Genomic DNA, 20777 nt, shown 5'->3' on the forward strand with positions numbered 1-20777 from the left:
CAAGCAGCGTCCTCTTTTTCATGAAAACCTAATGAATCAAGCCTGGATCGTGCAAATTGATTGGTAGTTTTTATGTAAGGGCGCTGCACAATGTCACATACGGCCCTGCAGCAAATTACTGGTGTGTATCTTTTGTTTGTACGGCAATCACCCCCCAGCTGAATATATGCCCGGCAAGTTCACATAAGGAGGATTGTTTATGTCGGAAATACGTAAGCTGCCGCTTCTGCCACTTCGAGGCATGATCGTGTTCCCTTTCATGATCATCCATCTCGATGTTGGCAGGGAGCGATCAGTGGCAGCGTTGGAAGAGGCGATGGTGCGTGACCGTCAAATTCTGCTTGTGGCTCAAAAAGTTGCTGAAGTCGATGAACCCAAAAGTGTGGATCTTTTTGGTGTTGGTACTGTTGCCGAAGTACGGCAGCTTTTAAAACTGCCGGGAGGAGCTTTGCGCGTGCTTGTCGAAGGACAAAAACGTGCCTCCATTAGGAGCTATGAAGAACTTGAAAATTTTGCTGAAGTAACGATTGAAGAATTCACAGATGTGATGGAAGAGTCCATGGAAATGGAAGCTTTGACACGTGCTGTTGTGCATGAATTCGAGCAATGGGTAAAGCTTAGTAAAAAAATTCCTGCAGAGACACTTGTTTCTGTGGCGATTATTGATGATGCGGGACGCCTTGGGGATCTCATTGCAAGTCATTTGAGCCTCAAGATAGAAGATAGACAAGCTTTGCTTGAGCAAATTGATGTCAAGAGTCGTATGGAACTTCTCTATAAAATTTTAGCGCGTGAACTTGAAGTTCTTGAAATGGAGCGTAAAATTGGCGTACGTGTCAGAAAGCAAATGGAGAAGATTCAAAAAGATTATTATTTGCGTGAACAGATTAAAGCCATTCAAAAAGAACTTGGTGATCAGGATGATAAGACTGAAGATATTGAAAATTATCGAAGTCGAATAGAAAATGGTGTCTATCCAGAAGAGGTTCAAAAAGTCATTGAAAAGGAAATACATCGCATGGAAGGAATGGCAAGTATGTCAGCGGAAATGGGGGTCATACGTACCTATATAGAGACCTTGCTTGAACTTCCTTGGGAAGAGTTATCGGAAGATAACATCGATATTAAAATGGCAGAAGGAATCCTTGATCATGATCATTATGGGTTAAAAAAAGTAAAAGAGCGTATACTGGAATATCTTGCCGTTCATAAACTTGCTGAAAAACAACATGCTCCGATACTCTGTCTTGTAGGACCGCCAGGTGTCGGAAAAACATCGCTTGCGAGTTCTGTTGCGCGTGCTACAGGAAGAAAATTTGTACGCGCCTCGCTTGGTGGGATTCGTGATGAAGCAGAAATTCGCGGACATCGTCGCACTTATGTTGGTGCAATGCCAGGACGCGTCATAGAAGGCCTGCGCAAAGCGGGTACAAAGAATCCTGTTTTTCTCCTCGATGAAGTAGACAAACTTGACATGGATTATAAGGGGGATCCTTCTGCCGCTCTTTTGGAAGTGCTTGACCCAGCCCAAAATGCAACTTTCAGTGATCACTATGTCGAATTACCCTTTGATTTATCGCATGTGCTCTGGATTGTAACGGCCAATAATATTAGTAATATTCCCCGTGCTTTACGTGATCGTATGGAGCTTATTACACTTTCCAGTTATACTGAAATGGAAAAATTAGAGATTGCAAAGCGATATCTTGTGATGCGTCAGCGTACAGCAAATGGTCTCAAAGCACGTGAGCTTCAATTTACGCCTGGTGTTATAGAAAAAATCATTGTTGAGTATACACGTGAATCCGGCGTACGTGAACTTGAACGCAATATTGGTCATGTTTGCCGCAAAGCAGCACGAATGATTGTCGAAGGCAAGAAAAAAACAGTGCGTGTAACGAAAAAAATTTTAGGAGATTTCTTAGGTCGGCCTAAGTTTCTAAGGACAAAGGCTGAGAAAAAATCAGAGATTGGTGTCGCGACCGGGATGGCATGGACAGAAGTGGGAGGAGATATTCTGCCGACAGAGGTCACGGTACTCCCCGGGAAAGGGAAATTGATTCTTACGGGTCAACTTGGAGATGTGATGCAAGAATCTGCACAAGCTGGACTTTCCTATATTCGAAGTCGTCAAAGCAGGTTTGGTTTATCGGATGATTTCTATGAAAAGCGCGATATTCATATCCATTTACCGGAAGGTGCCATACCTAAGGATGGACCATCTGCGGGGATCACGATGGCGACAGCCATGATTTCTGCCTTGACAGGCCAAAAAGTTAGAAGCGATGTAGCAATGACCGGAGAAATTACACTTAGGGGACGTGTGCTTCCTATCGGAGGAGTGAAAGAAAAAGTTCTCGCGGCCTACCGTGAAGGAATGAAACTCATCCTCCTCCCTAAGGAAAATGAGATGGATATTGAGGATATCCCTATGGAGGTACGAGAAAAACTGTCTTTTGTGTCTGTTGAAACGATGGATGAAGTGCTCGCCGAGGCTCTCATGCCCAAAGAGGGAGGGGCTTAAACTGGATAGCATCCTCATTACGCAAGGTAAATATATTGCGTCTGCTGTCAAAAAAGAACAGTACCCTGAAATAAAGCGCAAGGAAATTGTATTTATCGGACGTTCCAATGTTGGAAAATCCTCTTTGATAAATTCACTTTCCCGTACCAAAAATCTTGCTCGTGTTTCCGGACGCCCGGGAAAGACACAGACCATCAACTTTTACGAGCTTGGTGCAAAAATTCTGAACCAGGAGAAACGAATTGATTTTTATCTTGTCGATTTGCCTGGGTATGGCTATGCGCATACTGGAAAACGTCAACGTAAGATATGGGCACGTTTTATTGAGGAATATTTATTGACGAGCGAGGAACTTCAGTTTGTTTGCCATCTGATGGATATCCGACATAAACCGATGGTTTCGGACATTGAAATGTTCCGCTGGCTCCTCAAACATGGTTTGCCTGTTCTTGTTATTGCAACAAAGGCTGACAAATTAAGTCGCAGTATACGGGATAAAAATATTGCGATTATGCGACAGATCCTGGGTGTGGAAGATTTAGATATTTTACCATATTCATCTACAAAAAATGAAGGACGTTCAGAATTGCTTGACGTGATAGCCAATGTTTTGATAGAATGAGATAGTGGAGAATATTAAAAAGAAGGGATAAATATGCTGACAGCTTTCGATAAAAAGCTTCTCAATGTCCTGCAGGCCGGCTTGCCCATCAGCAGCCGGCCTTTTGCCGATTTAGCGCAAGAGGTTGATTCTGATGAAATTACCGTTCTTGAACGTGTGCGTTTTCTAAAAAAAGAAGGTTATCTTCGAAGAATCGGGCCATTTTTTGATTCAGAAAAGATGGGATATAAGGGGACATTGGTCGCATTACGCGTTATACCGGAGTTCATGAAGAGCGTAGTGGAGGTTGTGAATCGATATCCGGGGACAACGCATAATTATGAACGCAATGGAAAATATAATCTCTGGTTTACGCTGCTCACACCGAATGAAAATTTGCGTCAGAATATCTTAGGGGAAATTGCCTCCTTGCCAGGTGTTGAGGCCATACTTAATTTAGCTTCACACAAAAAATATAAGGTCAATGTACAATTCAATCTTAAATAGATGGTGATATATATGGAAATGATTGATGAACTGGATAAAAAGATTGTTAGAGCTATGCAAGGAGACTTCCCTCTTGTAGCAGAACCTTATAAAAAAATTGCTTTGAAACTTGGCATTGAAGAAGAAGAACTTTTGCGACGACTTCACCATTTGAAAAAAAATGGTCAAATACGCAAGATGGGAGCCGTGCTCCAACATCGGGCTGCGGGATTTACTTCAAATGTTCTTTGCGCCTGGGTCGTTCCTCAAGAGCGTATGGATGAGATTGCTCGGATTATATGTCTCCATCCGGCAGTCTCTCATTGTTATGATCGTGATACGGCAGAAGATTGGCCTTATAATATGTATGCGATGATTCACGCTCATAGCAGGGAGGAGTGTGAAAAGATTGCAGTTTCTCTTGAAGAGAAATGCTGTCTTAAAGAACGTGTGATGCTCTACTCGATCAAGGAATGGAAAAAAACAAGTATGCAATATTTTTGCGAATAGAAAATAAATAACAAAGGGGTGATAATATGGTATCATCAAAAATGAAAGAATTAGGCACTAAGAAATCTACAATTCGGATGATTTTTGAATATGGTCAAATGAGGATCCAAGAAGTGGGGGAAGAGAATGTTTATGACTTCAGTTTAGGCAATCCGCATGTTCCGGCACCATCTTTTATTAAACAAGCTGTTTTGGATATTTTAGAGGACATGGAGCCCCAAGCAGTACACAGCTATACTATTGCACCGGGAGTTCCTGCTGTGCGTGGAATTTTGGCAAAAAACATCAACCAACGCTTTGGCACACACTTTGCTGCGAAAAATTTTTTTATGACGGCGGGAGCGGCAGCTGCAGTGACAATATGTTTCAAGGCACTTGCTGAGGAAGGCGATGAGTTCATTGTTTTTGCTCCGTACTTTCCCGAATATCGTTGCTTCGTTGAATCTGTTGGTGCCGCACTTTGCGTTGTCCCAACTCAGGCGGAAGATTTCCAAATTGATTTTGAAGAGTTATCTCGTCATATCACCCCCAAAACAAAAGGAATTGTTGTCAATTCTCCCAATAATCCAAGTGGTGTTGTTTATCCTGATGCGGCAATCCGAAAGCTTTGTAACCTTCTCTATAATAAAGAAAAGGAGTATGGACATCCAATTTTTCTTATTTCTGATGAACCTTATCGTGAAATCGCTTATGGCTGTGAAGTTCCTTATATTACAAACTACTACAAAAATACGTTGGTTTGTTATTCCTATAGTAAATCTTTTTCACTTGCAGGCGAACGTATCGGCTATATCGTCGTACCAGATGAGGTGTCTGACTTCCCTAGTGTTTATGGTGCTATTGCTGGTGCGGCACGCACCCTAACACATGTAAATGCGCCATCACTCTGGCAATTTGTCGTCGCTCGTTGTGTAGGAAAACCTTCAGATATAACAACTTATGAAAAAAATAGAAATCTGTTTTACGAAGGGCTTTTAAAAGCAGGTTTTTCTTGTGTCAAACCACAGGGGGCTTTCTATCTTTTTCCCAAATCCCTTGAGGCAGACGATTATGCTTTTTGTGAACGCGCTAAAAAATATGACATTTTACTTGTTCCGGGTACTGATTTTGGTTGTCCGGGGCATTTTCGTGCTTCATATTGTATTGATACTTCCAAAATCGAACGTGCTTTACCACTCTTTGAAAAATTGGCAGAAGAATATAAGTGTTGATTTTAGGGACTTAACAGGATTTATCCCCGGGAAATTACTAAAATTTACCAATTAAACTTGCAATCTTTCCCACCATTTGACAGTCTGGAAATAATGCTTGACAAGATACTGTGTTTCCGATAGAATTATTTCGTATGAGCCATAGCATGCGTATCCATTAGCCCCGGAGCGCCAATGGGTCATCATCTATCGTTTAACAAGATGCATCGCAATAAGCTTAGGGAGGATTCGCATGAAAACGACATTTATGGCGAATGCAGCAAACATCGAACGCAAGTGGTATGTTGTAGACGCTGCTGGCCAGACTGTAGGTAGATTGGCCGCTGAAGTCGCCAAGATACTCCGCGGAAAAAATAAACCAACTTTTACACCGCACGTTGATACGGGGGACTTTGTCATTGTTATCAATGCAGAAAAAGCGGTATTTACTGGAAAAAAACTTACGGATAAGATGTATTTTCGTCATTCAGGCTATCCCGGCGGTACAACATTTACAGCAGCCGGAAAGCTTATGGAAAAAGCGCCAGAAAAAGTTATAGAAAAAGCAGTGCGCGGTATGTTGCCCAAAAATCGCCTCGGCGCGCAGATGTATCGCAAACTTAATGTATATGCTGGTTCGGAGCACCCTCATGCAGCACAACAGCCGGAAGCGCTTTCGTTTGATATCCGTTGATTTCTGAAAGGAGGAAATCAAACCCATGGCATTAGTCAGCTATTATGGTACAGGTCGAAGAAAGACCTCGATTGCCCGAGTTCGTTTGATTCCCGGGGATGGAAAAGTCACGATCAATGGTCGTGATATGGAAGAGTATTTTGGTCTTAAGACATTGGAACTTATCGTTCGCCAACCTCTGAATCTTACGGATACTGTGGATAAATACGATGTCGTTGCCAACGTAAAAGGCGGTGGGGCCTCTGGACAGGCTGGCGCTATTCGTCACGGCATCACTCGTGCTTTGATGGAACTTGACGCAGAGTTTCGTCCGGCTTTGAAAAAGGCAGGTTTTGTCACTCGTGATCCGCGTGAAAAAGAGCGTCGTAAGTACGGTCTTAAAAAGGCTCGTAAAGCTTCTCAGTTCTCGAAACGTTAAGCAGCAAGAATTCCTACATACGTCACACAAAAAAACTCGTCATCTATGTGATGGCGAGTTTTTTTGTGTAATGTATCTCAACCTATAAAAGGGAAGCTTAACTTCCGATAAGTATAAATTATCGGAAGTTAAGCTTCCCTTTTATAGACGGTGCGCCAGATTCAAATTTTACATTTGTCTTTTCCGATGATATAATAAATCTATATTTGATTAAACTCTGCAGGAGGTTTTTGGGGATGTTTGATGAAAGCGATAAGGTCGGCGCATATGTGAAACAAAAGAATATCGGCATGAAAATCGATTATAACGGTAAGGCACGCCAGGTGCTTAAAACAAGTGCGCCTCCTCAAGAAAGTGACAAGACTGATGCTAAGGAAACACTTGAAGAAAAAAATGGTGCTAATCGCGCCATGCGACGCATTATTCAACAAAAACTGTTACATGGCGATGAACTTATGGCTGATGAAATGCGCTTTCTTAAACGCTTCGATACAGGACTTTACACAAAAGCACGTGCAGCGCAGGATGCGCGTGAAGCTCTTGCACAGAAACTGGAAAAGGCGACTTCAAAGGAAGAAGCAAGTGAAGCATTTCTTATTGCCAGTGGTATGGTAAACAAAAAGGCTGCTGCCGCTCCTCAAAATAATGTTTCGCCGACAAAGAGAAATGCAGTTGCCTCCCCTGCTAAATCATCGGGTGCATCTTCAAATGGATCTAAATTGCGCACGCGTTGGAAACTTGATTTGTCTAATACATCTGAAAAAGGTGCGGTTTCTAAACCAACAACGATGCAGCAACCTATGGATGCGAAAGATCAGAAAAAAGGTATTGCCACTCCCCCGTCGTCTGAGGATACAACGGGTATTGAGTTTATTATGGGGCGTGCTTTACAATCCGCTTGGGCAAAATTCATTCAAACACCAAAATATCGCGAACTTATTAGTACAACAGAACATTCAATTGAAAATCTGGATCCTTCGAATATGACTGTAGCCACTCGTTTTGTTAGCGCCTCCCGTGCTTACCGTAATTTGCCTAAAGTTCGTAAAGGTGTACCGCAGCAATCGTTTGACAGTGAAACATAAAGAAACAGCAAAGCTGCTTTTTCTAGAGCGGCTTTGCTGTTTCTTTATGTCTTAGTTGTATAATGCTTACTTCTCCGTTAAAAGATTCACTATTTCACTGCGCTTGCGCTCACTTTCCCCATCTTCACCGCGTTTAGCTTGCTTGAGAAAGTCATCCTCTTTACTGGATACTTCCTTTAGAGCGTCTCCGATAGGATAATTGATCAGACCATCTTTATGAAGCGTCTTAATCAATTTGATCATATCGCCATATCCTTCCTGCATGCGTTTTTCAACAGCAAGACGCGTAAAATCTACGCAACCGGGTCGATCAGAAAAATCTGGACGTGGAAATAGTTCAAAGATTTTTGCATCAGGATAAAGACTTTTCTGCACAGAACTTTTTTGCGTAAGGTGCAAGACAATGATCAAACGTGTACCTGCCTCATAAACAGGTAAAAGTGGTGATAAATCGGTAAAACTCCCATCCCAAAGCACTGCACCGGTTGAAAAACGCAATTGTGAGTAGAGCATGGGAAGTGCATTAGAGGCTGTTAATATGAGTTTTTGCATCTTAGCAGGATAGCGAAGAAGATCATAGTAAGCCGGTTCGACTGCAGGGAATTTCGTTGCACAGATGAAAATGTGTTCTATGTGTTTTGCTTTTTGGGACAAATCTATATGGGTGTTAATAAACTCATTGAAAGTTTTTTCTTCAAAAAGGCCATGACCAAAAAGCGAAAGAAATTGTTCAAATGATATGGCCGAAAGTCCGCTGGTCAGCAGAATATCATAAATTTCTTTGAGTTTTGTAATCGGTACATTCGCAATTTTTAGTTTTGCAGCGTCTTGCCAAATAGCTTCTGCTTTCTTATAAGCGTTATTTGCAAAAAGCACGGCATTTAAAGCGCCAAATGACGTGCCAGCAACAGCTGTCACAGAAGATTCTAGTTCATAACCGCGTAAAGCCTTCCAAGCTCCTAATTGGTAAGCGCTGTTGCCATTGCCTCCAGCAAAGACAAGGCCGATCTTTTTCATAGCAATCGCCTCCAACTGTTACTTTTCCATACGTGCTTGACAACCTACACCGTCACCATAGCCAACACCGGCAAGAATTTGTTCATTGTTTTTGTTTTCTACAATTACTTTTTTCCAAGTATCATTGACTAGGATTTCAAGTTTATCTCCGTAGGCAAGTGGTTGAAGGTGTTCTTGCCCCTCTGAAAAATATTGTATAGCGTAGCAATTTTTTTTCCAAACAATTTTCCCCTCCACAAAGGTGTCCCCCTCTTTTTCAGTTTTGCCAACCTTGCATTGTCCAGTAGGCTTCAGCTGCATCTGTAACTGGCCAAAGCAATTGTTCTGGATTGGCGATACGTATGATTTTCCATGTACCATTGTTTTGGCGTACAAATTCGAAAACGAACGGCATATTATTTACAAGTCGGCCATAAGGCGTATCGCTACCATGTAAAACAATAGAAATCCATGCTTTGTCACCATGGTTTTCTATTGATATAATCTCCGGTTCTGTTTCGGTTTGAAAAACTTCTAATTCATGTGCTAGACTTCCTGTTGGATCTTGTTCGAAATTCATTATCACAGTGCTACGCGCCAAATAACGATCAATGATATCATGGATGAAAGCGAGACTTTTTAGGCGATGCTCGCTTATATAGTGCTGCATAAAGATAGTATCATGCCAGAAAAACGGATCATGTGGATATTGTGCGTTAAGATCTTTGATGTTTTTTGCCAATACAGCTGCTCCTTCATCGTAGCCGTGAGAAACAACAGCATCAATATCCACATATCGTTCCAAAAGATCTTTGTCCCTGTCGCGTATAGCTTTTGTTGCTTGTTCAAGTGCATATTCCGGAGTATGCTTCATTCGATAACAATAGCCAGCAGTACAAGCCATTGCAGGTGTAATAAATACAAGAAAAACAATGAGAAGTATGCAGTTTTCCTTGTAAAACATAGGAAATCACCCTCTCTATATATTTAGATTTGTTTCGAGTATCTTCTCTCCCATATCTGCTGGCTTATTTGAATGTGCGGTGTCGTAAATGCCTTCTTTGGTAGAAAATTTCTTTAAGTTTAGAGATCCTGTAAAAGGCTTTGGATTTTCGTGAGATATTCTTCCTTCATACAGTCAAAGGTTTCCCCAGAACGTCGCACTTTTATTTCAACGCTCCCTTTTTCCAAGGATTTGGAACCAATTGTAATACGGAGCGGATAACCAATAAGGTCACAATCTTTAAATTTTACGCCAGCACGTTCTGTTCGATCATCAAGCAAAACATCAACACCAGCCTCATGAAGTGATATATATATTTCTTCGGCAAGTGCAAGTTGTGCAGGATCTTTTGCATTGACAGGAACAACAACAACTTCAAATGGAGCAATAGCACGCGGCCAAATAATACCATGTTCGTCATTATGTTGTTCGATAGCTGCTGCCATAGTTCTGCCCACACCAATACCGTAACAGCCCATGACGATTAATTTTTCTTTACCATTTTCATCAAGGTAGGTTGCTCCAAGTGCTTCACTATACTTCGTGCCTAGTTTAAATACTTGCCCTGCTTCGATACCACGTGTGACATCCACCGGTGCCTTGCAATGCGGGCATGGATCACCAGACTGTATGAGTCGGATATCTGTAACAATAGCATCCTTGAAATCGCGTACAGGGTTCACTCCTGTATAATGAACATCAACTTCATTCGCGCCTGCAATAGCATTTTTCATATTCATGACGGTAGTATCAACAACTATTTTGGCTCCCTTCTTGAGACCAATAGGGCTCATGAAACCCGCCACACCGCCTGCTGCTGTAATTGCTTCATCAGCGGCCATGCGCAAACTAACGCTACCAATAGCATTTTGCAACTTCACTTCATTGACTTCGTGATCACCTCTGACAAAGGCAAAAGCAATATCATCATTTTCATCCTGAAAAGCGATGGCCTTAATTGTTTTTTTAATAGACGCATTCAGGTATTTTGCTACAAGTGCAATAGTTTTGCAGCCGGGAGTCTCAACTTTTGCAAGCGGCACCGCTTCCTCCTCTAGCGCTTCGATAGGCAACAGTTCTGCCTTCTCGACATTTGCAGCATATTCGCATGCGCTGCAACAAGCTATTTCAGATTCACCGGCTGCAGCAAGAACTGTAAATTCATGTGTATGATTACCGCCAATTGCACCAGAATCCGCCTCAACCGGACGGAATTTTAAGCCGCAGCGTGTAAAAATTCTGCTATAAGCGTCATACATTTTTTGATAAGAAATATCTGCTCCAGCATCATCTTTATCAAATGAATAGAGATCTTTCATGATAAATTCACGGCTGCGCATGAGTCCGAATCGTGGACGAATTTCATCGCGATATTTATTTTGTATCTGATAAAGCATAAGCGGCAACTGTTTGTAAGAGCGTACTTCATCGCGCACAAGGGTCGTGATCATCTCTTCATGTGTGGGACCAAGGCAAAAGTCGCGATTATGACAGTCTTTTAATCGAAACATTTCAGAGCCAAAAACACTCCAGCGACCAGATTCTTGCCAAATTTCTGCCGGTTGCATAATCGGCATACAAATTTCTTGCCCGCCTGCAAAATCCATTTCCTCGCGGATAATGCGTTCAATTTTTCTTATTGTTCGCCAAGCAAGCGGCAAATATGTATAGATTCCGCTGGTAGCTTTGCGGATAAGACCGGCACGCAACATGAGTTTATGGCTCATGATTTCTGCATCCGATGGTATTTGGCGTAACGTTGGCGCGTATAGCTTCGTTGTACGCAATGGGGATATCCTCCTTTGAAAAATATCTAGGTATTAAAAGCAAACCGTTTTTATCCAAGAAAAGACGAATTCAATTTTCTGTTTCTTGTAGAATGTTGTCTATTTCTTGAAAAAGCTCTTCGACGAGATTTTCTTCCTTGACTTGTCGAATAACTTCGCCTTTACGGAACACAAGACCAACGCCCTTACCTCCCGCAATGCCCACATCAGCACTACGAGCTTCACCGGGACCGTTAACAACGCAGCCCATGACTGCAACATGAATAGGACGTGCAATGCCCTTAAGACGTTCTTCTACGCGCTCTGCAATTGTTGGCAAGTCGATAGCTGTGCGGCCGCAGGTTGGACAGGAAATCAGTGTCGGTCCGTAATCACGCAGTGCCAGAGATTTTAGTATTTCTCGTGCAACGCGGACTTCAATAACAGGATCTCCCGTCAAAGAAACACGAATGGTATCCCCTATCCCTTCTGCAAGCAAAGCGCCAATGCCGACCGCAGATTTGATGATCCCTGAACGTACTGTGCCGGCCTCAGTAATGCCTAAATGCAGCGGATACTTGCATTTATCCCGCATGAGACGGTAGGCTGCAAGTGTCAGCGGCACATCATGTGCTTTGAGTGAAATTTTTATATCATAAAATTTTTGTTCTTCCAAAAGACGAACATGTTCCAACGCCGATTCTACTAACGCATTGGCGGTAACATCCCCATACTTTGACAAAATACGCTTATCCAAAGAACCGGCGTTTACTCCAATACGAATAGGTATTCCCTTTGCTTTTGCCGCTTCTGCTACGCGACGCACGTTCTCAGCGCCGCCAATATTTCCCGGATTGAGCCGTAAGGCATCAATTCCCTGCTCGATTGCCTCCAACGCGAGGCGATAGTCAAAATGAATGTCAGCAACAAGCGGGACGGTTGTATGTGCTTTAATTGTGCCAATATTTTTTGCAGCCGCTTTATCTGGAACAGCAAGTCGCACAATGTCACATCCAGCAGAAGCAAGTGCTTCAATCTGCCGCACTGTAGCAACTGTATCCTGTGTCTTTGTATTCGTCATTGACTGAACGGATATGGGGGCTTCTCCTCCAATGGCAATAGGGCCAATGTGAATCTGGCGTACAGTTTTTCTGTTCATAAGGTATATCTTTCCTCTTTGCGTTGGTTTTCTAGGCATTAGACTTGTTTGTATAGCAAGCTATCCTCCCATAAAAATGCGCATAATATCGTTTTTTGTTGCATAAAGCATAAGAAGTACAAGCAACGATATACCAAATAATTGCGCATAATGTAATGCTTGTGGAGAAAGCGGCTTGCCGCGTACTGCTTCGACGACAAGAGTCAAGAAGTGACCACCGTCTAAAGCAGGAATGGGAAATAGATTAATAATGGCAAGATTCAGGCTCAAAAATGCCGTCAGACTCAAAAGAGGTACAATACCGATTTGAGCTGCCTCCCCTGCAATTTGTGCTACTCCAAGAGGTCCTGCGAGGTCGGCCTGCTGGGCGCCTGTAAAAATTTGCCCCAGCATAGAAAGCATCATCGTCAAGGTGTTCCAGGTATGTGTAAAGGCAAGCTGTAGTGCTTCCCAAAAGTTGGGCATTCGCGTTATAACTGAGGAACTTACACCAATTAAAGAGCGTTTTTCCTGACTGTTGTAGGCAGGAATGACACTCGTTGTTCCTATTTCTTGATTGCGTTCATATTCAATTTTTAAGACCCTGCCGTTGCTATCTTTGATAAGCTCCGTAAAATCTTGCCATGTGGCAACAACTTTTCCGTCGATGGAAAGAATTCGATCTCCGTCCTTGAGCCCTGCAGAAGCTGCAGGATGTCCATTCATAACACGACCAAGCACAGGTTCAGGGGACGGCGTTGAAACTCCTGCAAAAAAAAATATACCCCAAAACAAAAAAATTGGTAATAGGAGATTCATAAAAGAACCGGCAAGAATTACAATCATGCGTGCACTGATTGATTTGGCACAGTACCCCCTGTCTCCAGCGGTATTATTCGAGGGATCCATTCCCGCAATATCGTTGAATCCTCCAAGAGGTAAAGCTCGGATAGAATATTCTGTTTCACCATGACTATATTTAAATATTCTTGGTCCAAAACCAATAGCGAAGCGATCCACGCGCATATCGGTGAGTTTTGCTGCGGTGAAATGGCCAAGTTCATGTACAAGAACGAGAATGCCAAAAACAAAAACCGCAGAAAAAATTGTCAAAACCATCTCAACCACCTATATTCCGCAAAAATTCCGAAGCTATGATACGTGCTTCGGCATCGGCTGTTAAAAAAGTTTCTAAGGATAGCGTATCTTGTATTAAACATTTTTCCAGTGTATATTCAATAGTAGCATAGATATCAAGGAAACGAATTTTTCTTTCAAGAAACGAAGCAACAGCAACCTCATTAGCTGCATTGAGAATACATGGCATTGTTCCGCCTCTGCGTCCCGCTTCGTAAGCAAGTGCAAGGCCGCGAAACGTCTCCGTATCCGGTATCGCAAAAGAAAGAGATTTTAGTTTTCCGAAATCAAGTCGTCCCCAATTGGATGAATGGCGCTCTGGATAACCTAGTGCATATTGTATGGGAAGACGCATGTCAGCAGGTCCAAGTTCAGCCATTATTGTGCCATCTGTAAAACCTACCATAGAATGCACAATGCTTTCGGGGTGGATAACAACTTCAATTGCATCGTAAGGCATATCATAAAGCCAATGAGCTTCAATAACTTCAAGTCCTTTATTGATAAGCGTAGCTGAATCAACCGTAATTTTAGGTCCCATTTTCCATGTTGGATGAGTCAGGCATTCTTTTACCGTTACATGGGTGAGCTCCTCGGCCGTTTTGCCCCGAAACGGTCCACCGGAAGCTGTGAGGATAATGCGTTCAACGGATTTTTTTTGTTCCCCCTGCAAGCATTGGAAAATTGCCGAATGCTCACTGTCCACCGGCAAGATTGTTGAACCCTGTGCATGAGCCCTTTTCATTATGAGCTCACCAGCTACGACAAGTGTTTCTTTATTTGCCAAGGCAATATTTTTTTTTGCATCAAGTGCTTTTAGTGTCGGTTCAAGACCCGCAAATCCTGTCATAGCCGTAACAATGATATCAGCCTCAGAATATGCTGCAGCGTCCACAAAAGCATTGCGCCCAGCTTCAATCCGAGTATTGCCTCGATACCGTGATTTAAGACGAGATGCTGCTCCCTCATCTGACAAGACTGCAAGATCAGGAGAGAGAACTTCTATCTGCTTCTCAAGAATTTCGTCACTTGCATTTGCCGCTAGGACCGAAACAGTGAAAAGCTCAGGATGTGCAAGTACTACATCTACCGTTTGTTGACCAATAGAGCCTGTCGACCCCATAATAGCAATCCTCTTCATATCAAACTCCTACCAAGCCAAAAAATTTGATGAAATAATAAACAAGAGGGGCTGTAAACATCACGCTGTCAAAGCGATCTAACACACCCCCATGCCCGGGAATAATGCGACCGGAATCCTTAACCCCAGTATAACGCTTAATAACGGATTCCGCCAAGTCGCCAATTGTTGCAACAATTGCGATGGAAGCCCCCAAGGCAACCATCAGGAATATTGGGAAGGAAAGGAACCAGCCAAGTGAAGTGACAACAACTATTGTACCGATAAGTCCTCCGATGAAGCCCTCAATAGTTTTTTTCGGGCTGATTGTTGGGCAAAGTTTATGCTTGCCGAGAAAAGAACCGATAAAGTAGGCAAATGTATCGCTTGACCATGTACCAAGAAACATAATCCATAGAAAAGCACACCCCAATGTCATATTGCCTACAGGTGTTGTGAGAACAACTGCATCTGCTATAAAGCGCAACAGAATCAAATGGGCAAAGCAAAAGCCGACATAGAAAATTCCTGCAATCGATATGCAAGCTTGGTCGACTGCAAAACGGTCATGTAAAAATATAGCTTCAGCAAATACCAACAACACAGAAATAGTTGCTCCGGCTATCAGTCCCTCACTATTGCCAAACCATGCACAGCAGCCAAAGAGTGTAACGGCAAGAAAACCGAGTATATAGGAAGTCGATTGGCCTGCATGGGAAAAAGCAGCAGCATATTCATGCCAAGCCAATAATGATAAGATTATGGCAAAGGCTGCATAAATCCACCCGCCTTGCATAATAATGAAAGCGGCGAGAGCAATTCCCGACACTCCTGTAATAATTCTTGTAAGCAAAATCTGCACCTCTTTATAGAGCAAGCCACACTATTTTTCCTTGATTCCACCAAAACGACGCTCGCGTTTCGTATAATCTCGAAGTGCTGCAAGGAAATGCTGCGGTGTGAATTCAGGCCAATTTGTGTCCGTGAACCAAAATTCTGCATACGCTGTTTGCCAGAGAAGAAAATTACTCACACGCATATCACCGCTTGTTCGTATCACGAGATCAACCGGAGGCAACCCGTGTGTATCAAGCGCATCGGAGACAAGATCCGGCGTAATATCTGCCGGAAGTAGTTTTGAATCTTTTATTTTTTCTGCCAGTACTTGAAAAGCACGACAAATTTCATCTTGGCCTCCGTAATTTACAGCAACACAAAAACGCACTCCTGTATTATTTTGCATTAGCTTTTCGGCGTAATGCACTTTTTGAACAAGAACAGACGGGAGTTCCCCAACACGCCCCAAAAAACGGATACGTACATTATCATCGTGCATGTTTTGCGTTTCTTTGTCAAGATATTCCGAGAAGAGCTGCATGAGAAAATCGACCTCTTCATGCGGACGTTTCCAATTTTCTGTCGAAAAGGCATAAACAGTTAATACATCTATGCCTATTCTTCCGGCTGTTCGTAATATTTCACGTAAAGCATCAACCCCTGCGCGATGTCCCACGGTGCGCAAAAGGCCCTTTCTTTTTGCCCAGCGACCATTTCCATCCATTATAATAGCTACATGACGCGGCAGTCGCGCATGATTGATGCCAAAGGGTTCTGCCACTTGTTCATGGCGAATAAACCTGCCAAATATCTTCTTCCACATAATTCTTCCTTTGCCAGCCTATATTCGTGTTTTTTATCTTAGGCACGATACGCCAAAGGCTTTATGCAGTCATTATAGCATGGAAGCAAAATCATATCCATAGCATATTTTAGAAACTTATATCAGATTGTGTCGGGTTACAATAACTGTGTCTATAGAATCGAGGATGAGTGTACTTTTGATATTGGCTTTCATCAACATCCTCCAAGAGATCCATCTTTTTCAAGCTCGGAATGTGTTTCTCTAAAGCGATACAATGTTTGCTGAACCACTCCGGTGCAAAATAGTTGCAAATTGTATACAAGCACCTATGCCCTTTACGCATTGCAATCACTCCAATCCAAACTGTTTAAAATGGGATGATCATTGATGCCGAATAGTAAAAATGCCGTCACTTTTTGTGACAGCATTTTTACTAACGTGAAAACTTTGTAATTTTATAAATATGGCCTTAAATAATATGTTCCCCGTGATACTTTTCACCGCCAATCTCAGGGTAAACACCATATTCGATTGCCCATTCACACTTGTATTTAATTGCCTGCGCATGAATTGTTTTAATTCGGTCAATCGTGCGCACGACTTTACTGGGAACGCCAACAACAAGGGAATTGGGAGGAATAACCTCATTCTCGCGCACCAAAGAGCCCGCAGCAATAATAGAGCCTTCACCAATCTTGGCTCCCGTGAGTACGGTTGCATTCATGCCAATGAGAACATGATTGCCGATTTCTGCACCGTGTACGACCGCGCTATGTCCTACCGTAACATAATCGCCAATGATGCAGGGGTTCTCATCGGCGACATGCAGGCAAACGAGATCTTGCACGTTCGAGCATTCACCAACAGAGATATAATTTACATCACCGCGCGCTACAACACCTGGCCAAAGGCTTGCATACTTTGCTACACGTACATCACCGGAAAGAAATACTTGCGGTGCAATAAACGCCTCTTCATCAATTTGTGGCTTGATTCCATGGAATTCCATACTAGAAAGCGTATACATAACTCTCCCCCTTTTATTTTGATAGTTTCTGAGATGTATCTCTTACATTATACAATGCTTGCATAATAAATGAAACAGAAAAAAGCATTTCGAATAGATATTAAAGACGGCATTCTCGATCTTTTCCTGCTTTAAAACACATCATCATTTCATTTGTTAAGCTGAAGTCATCTGCTTGGGGACATATATTTTCTCGGTTCACCCATTCGGCACGGACCAATTCATTCTTGTCTATACGAATTGTATCAGCACCATCAAGATCGCAGAAAAAACCCATGAGAAGATCATCTGCAATCCCCCATGGCTGTGATTTATAGTAGCTAAGATTCTTGATTTGAAGTCCAACTTCTTCCATGACCTCACGGCGTGCCGTTTCCTCTATGGTTTCACCAATCTCACAAAAACCTGCAATCAAGGCATAATATGGTATGCAACGTAGATGTGCGTATTTCGTCAAAAGAATTTTATTGCCATTCCGAACTCCAACAATGACAGCTGGATTGATACGTGGATAAATCACACGTCCGCAGGCTTGGCAACGTAAGGCGCGTTCTTTTATGTCGTGTATGGTTACAGAACCGCAGGAACCACAAAAACGGTTTTGAAGATACCAATTTCTTAAGTGTTGTGCAGTAAATGCAGCAAACATTTTGTGGGAAGCGCCTCTGTTTTCTTTGCGTAAATCTCGCAGCGGATAGTATGAATAGCCTCTAGGTATAGGAAGGTTGCCTTCTTCTGCGAGGAAGAAGGTAGTATCATTTATCGAAAAGAGATATTGGTATCTTGGCTTTTTCACAAATTCTTTCCAATAAGGAAAATATATACGGCCATTCACTAGGCGTACAAGCAGTTTGTTGTCTTGAAAATAAAAAGTTACACTTTCTGCTTCGGGGTGAAGATTCGCATCGTAAGCATTGGAAAATTGGCTAGGGAAAATATCCTGGATCATTATGCCCCCCTCTTTATGTTTTATCAGACACCCACTTTTAGAGCGGATATATTTTTAGATCTTCGCTAATTGTGCAATAAATGCCAGGGAACGTAAAGGGCGTCCCAATAAAGAATGCAAATAGGTGAGCAAAAGTTCCTCAGCCTGCATCAGTTCGTCCTTCTTGATTGAAATTTTTAGAGCGGATTCGCTTGTTTTGTCATTTGCTGCCTCTGTCCTACAGTTTCCCCATTCTGGTTCTTTGATTATAGGAACCATACGTTTCCATTCAAGCAATAAAAATTTCTTTAAAAGATCATGCAATGCGGGCGAAAATGGCCGAGCTCCTTCCGTGCAGCAGTTGCGGCAAAGAGCCCCTCCCTCGTTTATATCGATGCACATCAAATCTTCAGATTTCTTACCGCAGTGTACACAACTTTCAAGGTGGAGTCCAAGCCCGGATAGTACAAGCAGCTGATAGGCAGCCGCGAGCGCTACTAGACGAGGATTCCGCTCCTCAAAAGCGCGAAAAACCTGGAGCAGTCGGTCAAAGGTATCAGGCCCGGGCTCATGTTCGGGGATAAGAGCGAGTGTCAATTCAGCTATGAACGAGCCATAGGCCATGCTTGCCAAATCCTCTCCCAAGCGGTGCCAATGTTCCTTCAAAGTGCATTGACGTACAGTCCAAACACGTGTCCCTTCCGTGAACTCAACATCAAGGTAACTAAACATTTGCATTCCTGCCGCCAAGGGACTCTTTGGGCGGCGACAGCCGAAAGCTGCGGCTTGTACAATTCCGTGTTCCCGAGTGAAAAGTGTAACCATTTTATCTGCAGTTCCCCAATTTCTCGTGGCAAGAATAAGTGCCTCAGCATTTATTCTTGCCATCACTGGAAACCTCTTTTCTTGGTGTTAGATTATTGGAAGTAGTCTCGGAAGATTTCTTTATTCTGCCACTTGCGGTTGTTCCCACCGACTTCGCTTCCTCGTGTTCTTGACGACGTGGCATAACGGCGCCTGCGGTCAACATATATTGAAGAGCGGATTCATTGCTGATATCTAAGTAAATCACATCGCTTTTTTTTACAAAAAGATTTGTCCCGGATGTCATGTTAAGACTCCATGGAATAAAAACACAAATATAGTCAGGACCTAGTTTTTCATAAAGCACCTCTGGTATTTCAGCCATAACGAAGCCAAGTGCTTTCGATTGATGATAGGGGACGAGGACGACGTGCTCAAACATATTATTGGACTCAAAAACTGCCGTTGATAAATGTTTTACGCTGTTATAGATAAATTTTATGATAGGAATCTTACCGAGAAGCCACTCTCCATAAGAAATCATTCGTTTCATGAACCAATATGAAGAAAGCCATCCTACAAGATAAATGACAAGCAAAACCGTTATGATACCCATGCCAGGATAATAAACAGGAAAATGTCTGCCAAGAACAATTTCGGTAAAATTCAATACCTCAAGCACAACGAAGACGGTGATGGCCAGCGGTACGAGTAAAATCAGCCCATTGATAAACCGCTTTGATACTTTATTCATTCCCCTCGCCTCCTCTTTCTCGCTGTCGTATATCCTTTTGGCATAAAAATAAATCTACTCAAAACCGAAACCATGCAGTATACTTTTTCGATTACGCCAATCCTTCTTGACCTTTACCCAAAGATCAAGAAAAACCCTTGTACCGAGCAGCATTTCAATATCCTTTCGTGCCTGAGCCCCCAGTTCACGCAGCAAAGCGCCTTTTGCGCCAATGACAATCCTCTTTTGCGATTCACGTTCTACATAAATAGTGGCTCGTATATAAATATCACCATTTTTGCGCGTCGTCATTTCCTCAAGCTCAACCGCAATGGCATGAGGGATTTCGTCTCTCGTGGAGAGGAGAGCTTTTTCACGTATGAGTTCTGCTACAATCAGTCGTTCTGGCTGATCTGTCACCATGTCTTCGGGATAATATATGGGTCCTTCTGGTAAATATTGTTTTGCTTCTTTGAGGAGTGCATCGAGATTCACTGCATCTTTAGCCGAAATTGGTACAGCCGCTCTGAAGGGATATGCTGTCATGTAACTTTCAAGGATTGGCAAGACAGCAGATCGTTCTATGAGATCCAATTTATTTACGACAAGCACACACGGACATTTCGTCGCTCGCAGGCGTTCAAGGATATATCGTTCGCCCGGCCCCATTTTTTCAGTTGCATCCACAACAAAAAAAATGACATCCACTTCCTTTAGTGTATTTTCCGCTGCACGTACCATATATTCGCCAAGTTTATGATGTGGTTTATGGATGCCTGGCGTATCGAGGAAGATAATTTGCGCATCCGGTTCTGTCAAAATACAGAGGATGCGATTACGTGTCGTTTGGGGCTTATCACTCATGATTGCAATTTTTTGACCGATCAGGTTGTTGATCAATGTTGATTTGCCAACATTTGGCCGTCCAATAACAGCGACGAAGCCGGATTTATGACTTGCCTTTTCCATGGGTTT

At 42.7% G+C, this 20777-nt stretch carries 22 protein-coding genes; 8 read left to right on the forward strand and 14 right to left on the reverse strand.

Annotation, left to right across the window (positions count from 1 at the left end; all coding sequences use genetic code 11):
• Positions 1-199 precede the first annotated feature (199 nt).
• The 8 genes from lon (at position 200) to ACRTGH_RS10690 (ending at position 7508) form a co-directional block, all read left to right on the forward strand.
• Positions 200-2524: an endopeptidase La gene (gene lon / locus ACRTGH_RS10655; protein WP_368846057.1), complete on the forward strand. Its 2325-nt coding sequence runs from the start codon at positions 200-202 to the stop codon at positions 2522-2524.
• Positions 2478-3146 (forward strand): ribosome biogenesis GTP-binding protein YihA/YsxC, encoded by a 669-nt coding sequence (gene yihA / locus ACRTGH_RS10660; protein WP_368846229.1) that lies wholly within the window; start codon positions 2478-2480, stop codon positions 3144-3146. The genes lon and yihA overlap by 47 nt, the downstream gene beginning before the upstream one ends.
• 33 nt (positions 3147-3179) lie before the next feature.
• Positions 3180-3632, forward strand: coding sequence for a siroheme decarboxylase subunit alpha (gene ahbA / locus ACRTGH_RS10665; RefSeq protein ID WP_368846056.1), 453 nt, complete (start codon positions 3180-3182; stop codon positions 3630-3632).
• Between the two features lie 12 nt (positions 3633-3644).
• The gene (gene ahbB, locus ACRTGH_RS10670) at positions 3645-4121 is read left to right on the forward strand and encodes a siroheme decarboxylase subunit beta (protein WP_368846055.1); all 477 of its coding nucleotides are present in this window, start codon (positions 3645-3647) and stop codon (positions 4119-4121) included.
• Between the two features lie 26 nt (positions 4122-4147).
• Positions 4148-5332 carry a pyridoxal phosphate-dependent aminotransferase gene (locus ACRTGH_RS10675; protein WP_368846054.1) on the forward strand — a complete coding sequence of 395 codons (1185 nt, stop codon included), beginning with the start codon at positions 4148-4150 and terminating at the stop codon, positions 5330-5332.
• Between the two features lie 232 nt (positions 5333-5564).
• Positions 5565-6005 (forward strand): 50S ribosomal protein L13, encoded by a 441-nt coding sequence (gene rplM / locus ACRTGH_RS10680; protein ID WP_368846053.1) that lies wholly within the window; start codon positions 5565-5567, stop codon positions 6003-6005.
• 25 nt (positions 6006-6030) lie between these two features.
• Entirely contained in the window at positions 6031-6423 is a 393-nt protein-coding gene (gene rpsI / locus ACRTGH_RS10685; RefSeq protein WP_368846052.1) for a 30S ribosomal protein S9, read from the forward strand.
• Between the two features lie 236 nt (positions 6424-6659).
• On the forward strand, positions 6660-7508 hold the full coding sequence (locus tag ACRTGH_RS10690; RefSeq protein ID WP_368846051.1) for a hypothetical protein: 849 nt from the start codon (positions 6660-6662) through the stop codon (positions 7506-7508).
• Between the two features lie 66 nt (positions 7509-7574).
• Here the strand turns inward: ACRTGH_RS10690 and ACRTGH_RS10695 are convergent, their stop codons facing one another.
• The 14 genes from ACRTGH_RS10695 to era form a co-directional block, all read right to left on the reverse strand.
• Positions 7575-8525 (reverse strand): patatin-like phospholipase family protein, encoded by a 951-nt coding sequence (locus ACRTGH_RS10695; RefSeq protein ID WP_368846050.1) that lies wholly within the window; start codon positions 8523-8525, stop codon positions 7575-7577.
• Between the two features lie 18 nt (positions 8526-8543).
• Positions 8544-8762, reverse strand: coding sequence for a DUF5348 domain-containing protein (locus ACRTGH_RS10700; protein WP_368846049.1), 219 nt, complete (start codon positions 8760-8762; stop codon positions 8544-8546).
• Between the two features lie 19 nt (positions 8763-8781).
• Positions 8782-9468 carry a hypothetical protein gene (locus ACRTGH_RS10705; protein ID WP_368846048.1) on the reverse strand — a complete coding sequence of 229 codons (687 nt, stop codon included), beginning with the start codon at positions 9466-9468 and terminating at the stop codon, positions 8782-8784.
• Positions 9469-9587: 119 nt separating this feature from the next.
• Positions 9588-11294: a proline--tRNA ligase gene (locus ACRTGH_RS10710; RefSeq protein ID WP_368846047.1), complete on the reverse strand. Its 1707-nt coding sequence runs from the start codon at positions 11292-11294 to the stop codon at positions 9588-9590.
• 70 nt (positions 11295-11364) lie between these two features.
• Entirely contained in the window at positions 11365-12432 is a 1068-nt protein-coding gene (ispG, locus tag ACRTGH_RS10715) for a flavodoxin-dependent (E)-4-hydroxy-3-methylbut-2-enyl-diphosphate synthase (protein WP_368846046.1), read from the reverse strand.
• A 60-nt stretch (positions 12433-12492) separates the two neighbouring features.
• Positions 12493-13530 carry an RIP metalloprotease RseP gene (gene rseP / locus ACRTGH_RS10720; RefSeq protein ID WP_368846045.1) on the reverse strand — a complete coding sequence of 346 codons (1038 nt, stop codon included), beginning with the start codon at positions 13528-13530 and terminating at the stop codon, positions 12493-12495.
• A gap of 1 nt (position 13531) precedes the next feature.
• On the reverse strand, positions 13532-14689 hold the full coding sequence (locus tag ACRTGH_RS10725) for a 1-deoxy-D-xylulose-5-phosphate reductoisomerase (protein WP_368846044.1): 1158 nt from the start codon (positions 14687-14689) through the stop codon (positions 13532-13534).
• A gap of 1 nt (position 14690) precedes the next feature.
• Positions 14691-15521: a phosphatidate cytidylyltransferase gene (locus ACRTGH_RS10730; protein WP_368846043.1), complete on the reverse strand. Its 831-nt coding sequence runs from the start codon at positions 15519-15521 to the stop codon at positions 14691-14693.
• A 30-nt stretch (positions 15522-15551) separates the two neighbouring features.
• On the reverse strand, positions 15552-16328 hold the full coding sequence (uppS, locus tag ACRTGH_RS10735; protein WP_368846042.1) for an undecaprenyl pyrophosphate synthase: 777 nt from the start codon (positions 16326-16328) through the stop codon (positions 15552-15554).
• A gap of 451 nt (positions 16329-16779) precedes the next feature.
• Entirely contained in the window at positions 16780-17337 is a 558-nt protein-coding gene (locus tag ACRTGH_RS10740; RefSeq protein WP_368846041.1) for a gamma carbonic anhydrase family protein, read from the reverse strand.
• Positions 17338-17437: 100 nt separating this feature from the next.
• Complete coding sequence (gene nudC / locus ACRTGH_RS10745) at positions 17438-18286, reverse strand: NAD(+) diphosphatase (RefSeq protein WP_368846040.1); 849 nt, start codon at positions 18284-18286, stop codon at positions 17438-17440.
• A 54-nt stretch (positions 18287-18340) separates the two neighbouring features.
• The gene (recO, locus tag ACRTGH_RS10750; RefSeq protein WP_368846039.1) at positions 18341-19153 is read right to left on the reverse strand and encodes a DNA repair protein RecO; all 813 of its coding nucleotides are present in this window, start codon (positions 19151-19153) and stop codon (positions 18341-18343) included.
• Positions 19134-19823, reverse strand: a complete 690-nt coding sequence (locus ACRTGH_RS10755; RefSeq protein ID WP_368846038.1) for a DUF502 domain-containing protein — start codon at positions 19821-19823, stop codon at positions 19134-19136. The genes recO and ACRTGH_RS10755 overlap by 20 nt, the downstream gene beginning before the upstream one ends.
• Positions 19824-19877: 54 nt before the next feature.
• Complete coding sequence (gene era, locus ACRTGH_RS10760; RefSeq protein ID WP_368846037.1) at positions 19878-20771, reverse strand: GTPase Era; 894 nt, start codon at positions 20769-20771, stop codon at positions 19878-19880.
• Positions 20772-20777: the final 6 nt, after the last annotated feature.

The organism is Selenomonas oralis, from assembly GCF_051603425.1.
Lineage (GTDB): Bacteria > Bacillota > Negativicutes > Selenomonadales > Selenomonadaceae > Selenomonas > Selenomonas sputigena_A.

What these genes read in the sequence shown, in the direction of transcription:
- lon (WP_368846057.1), top strand. Translation starts at nt 200, where the DNA reads ATGTCGGAAATACGTAAGCTGCCGCTTCTGCCACTTCGAGGCATGATC.
- yihA (WP_368846229.1), top strand. Translation starts at nt 2,478, where the DNA reads ATGAAGTGCTCGCCGAGGCTCTCATGCCCAAAGAGGGAGGGGCTTAAA.
- ahbA (WP_368846056.1), top strand. Translation starts at nt 3,180, where the DNA reads ATGCTGACAGCTTTCGATAAAAAGCTTCTCAATGTCCTGCAGGCCGGC.
- ahbB (WP_368846055.1), top strand. Translation starts at nt 3,645, where the DNA reads ATGGAAATGATTGATGAACTGGATAAAAAGATTGTTAGAGCTATGCAA.
- ACRTGH_RS10675 (WP_368846054.1), top strand. Translation starts at nt 4,148, where the DNA reads ATGGTATCATCAAAAATGAAAGAATTAGGCACTAAGAAATCTACAATT.
- rplM (WP_368846053.1), top strand. Translation starts at nt 5,565, where the DNA reads ATGAAAACGACATTTATGGCGAATGCAGCAAACATCGAACGCAAGTGG.
- rpsI (WP_368846052.1), top strand. Translation starts at nt 6,031, where the DNA reads ATGGCATTAGTCAGCTATTATGGTACAGGTCGAAGAAAGACCTCGATT.
- ACRTGH_RS10690 (WP_368846051.1), top strand. Translation starts at nt 6,660, where the DNA reads ATGTTTGATGAAAGCGATAAGGTCGGCGCATATGTGAAACAAAAGAAT.
- ACRTGH_RS10695 (WP_368846050.1), bottom strand. Translation starts at nt 8,525, where the DNA reads ATGAAAAAGATCGGCCTTGTCTTTGCTGGAGGCAATGGCAACAGCGCT.
- ACRTGH_RS10705 (WP_368846048.1), bottom strand. Translation starts at nt 9,468, where the DNA reads ATGTTTTACAAGGAAAACTGCATACTTCTCATTGTTTTTCTTGTATTT.
- ispG (WP_368846046.1), bottom strand. Translation starts at nt 12,432, where the DNA reads ATGAACAGAAAAACTGTACGCCAGATTCACATTGGCCCTATTGCCATT.
- rseP (WP_368846045.1), bottom strand. Translation starts at nt 13,530, where the DNA reads ATGGTTTTGACAATTTTTTCTGCGGTTTTTGTTTTTGGCATTCTCGTT.
- ACRTGH_RS10725 (WP_368846044.1), bottom strand. Translation starts at nt 14,689, where the DNA reads ATGAAGAGGATTGCTATTATGGGGTCGACAGGCTCTATTGGTCAACAA.
- uppS (WP_368846042.1), bottom strand. Translation starts at nt 16,328, where the DNA reads ATGTGGAAGAAGATATTTGGCAGGTTTATTCGCCATGAACAAGTGGCA.
- ACRTGH_RS10740 (WP_368846041.1), bottom strand. Translation starts at nt 17,337, where the DNA reads ATGTATACGCTTTCTAGTATGGAATTCCATGGAATCAAGCCACAAATT.
- nudC (WP_368846040.1), bottom strand. Translation starts at nt 18,286, where the DNA reads ATGATCCAGGATATTTTCCCTAGCCAATTTTCCAATGCTTACGATGCG.
- recO (WP_368846039.1), bottom strand. Translation starts at nt 19,153, where the DNA reads ATGGCAAGAATAAATGCTGAGGCACTTATTCTTGCCACGAGAAATTGG.
- ACRTGH_RS10755 (WP_368846038.1), bottom strand. Translation starts at nt 19,823, where the DNA reads ATGAATAAAGTATCAAAGCGGTTTATCAATGGGCTGATTTTACTCGTA.
- era (WP_368846037.1), bottom strand. Translation starts at nt 20,771, where the DNA reads ATGGAAAAGGCAAGTCATAAATCCGGCTTCGTCGCTGTTATTGGACGG.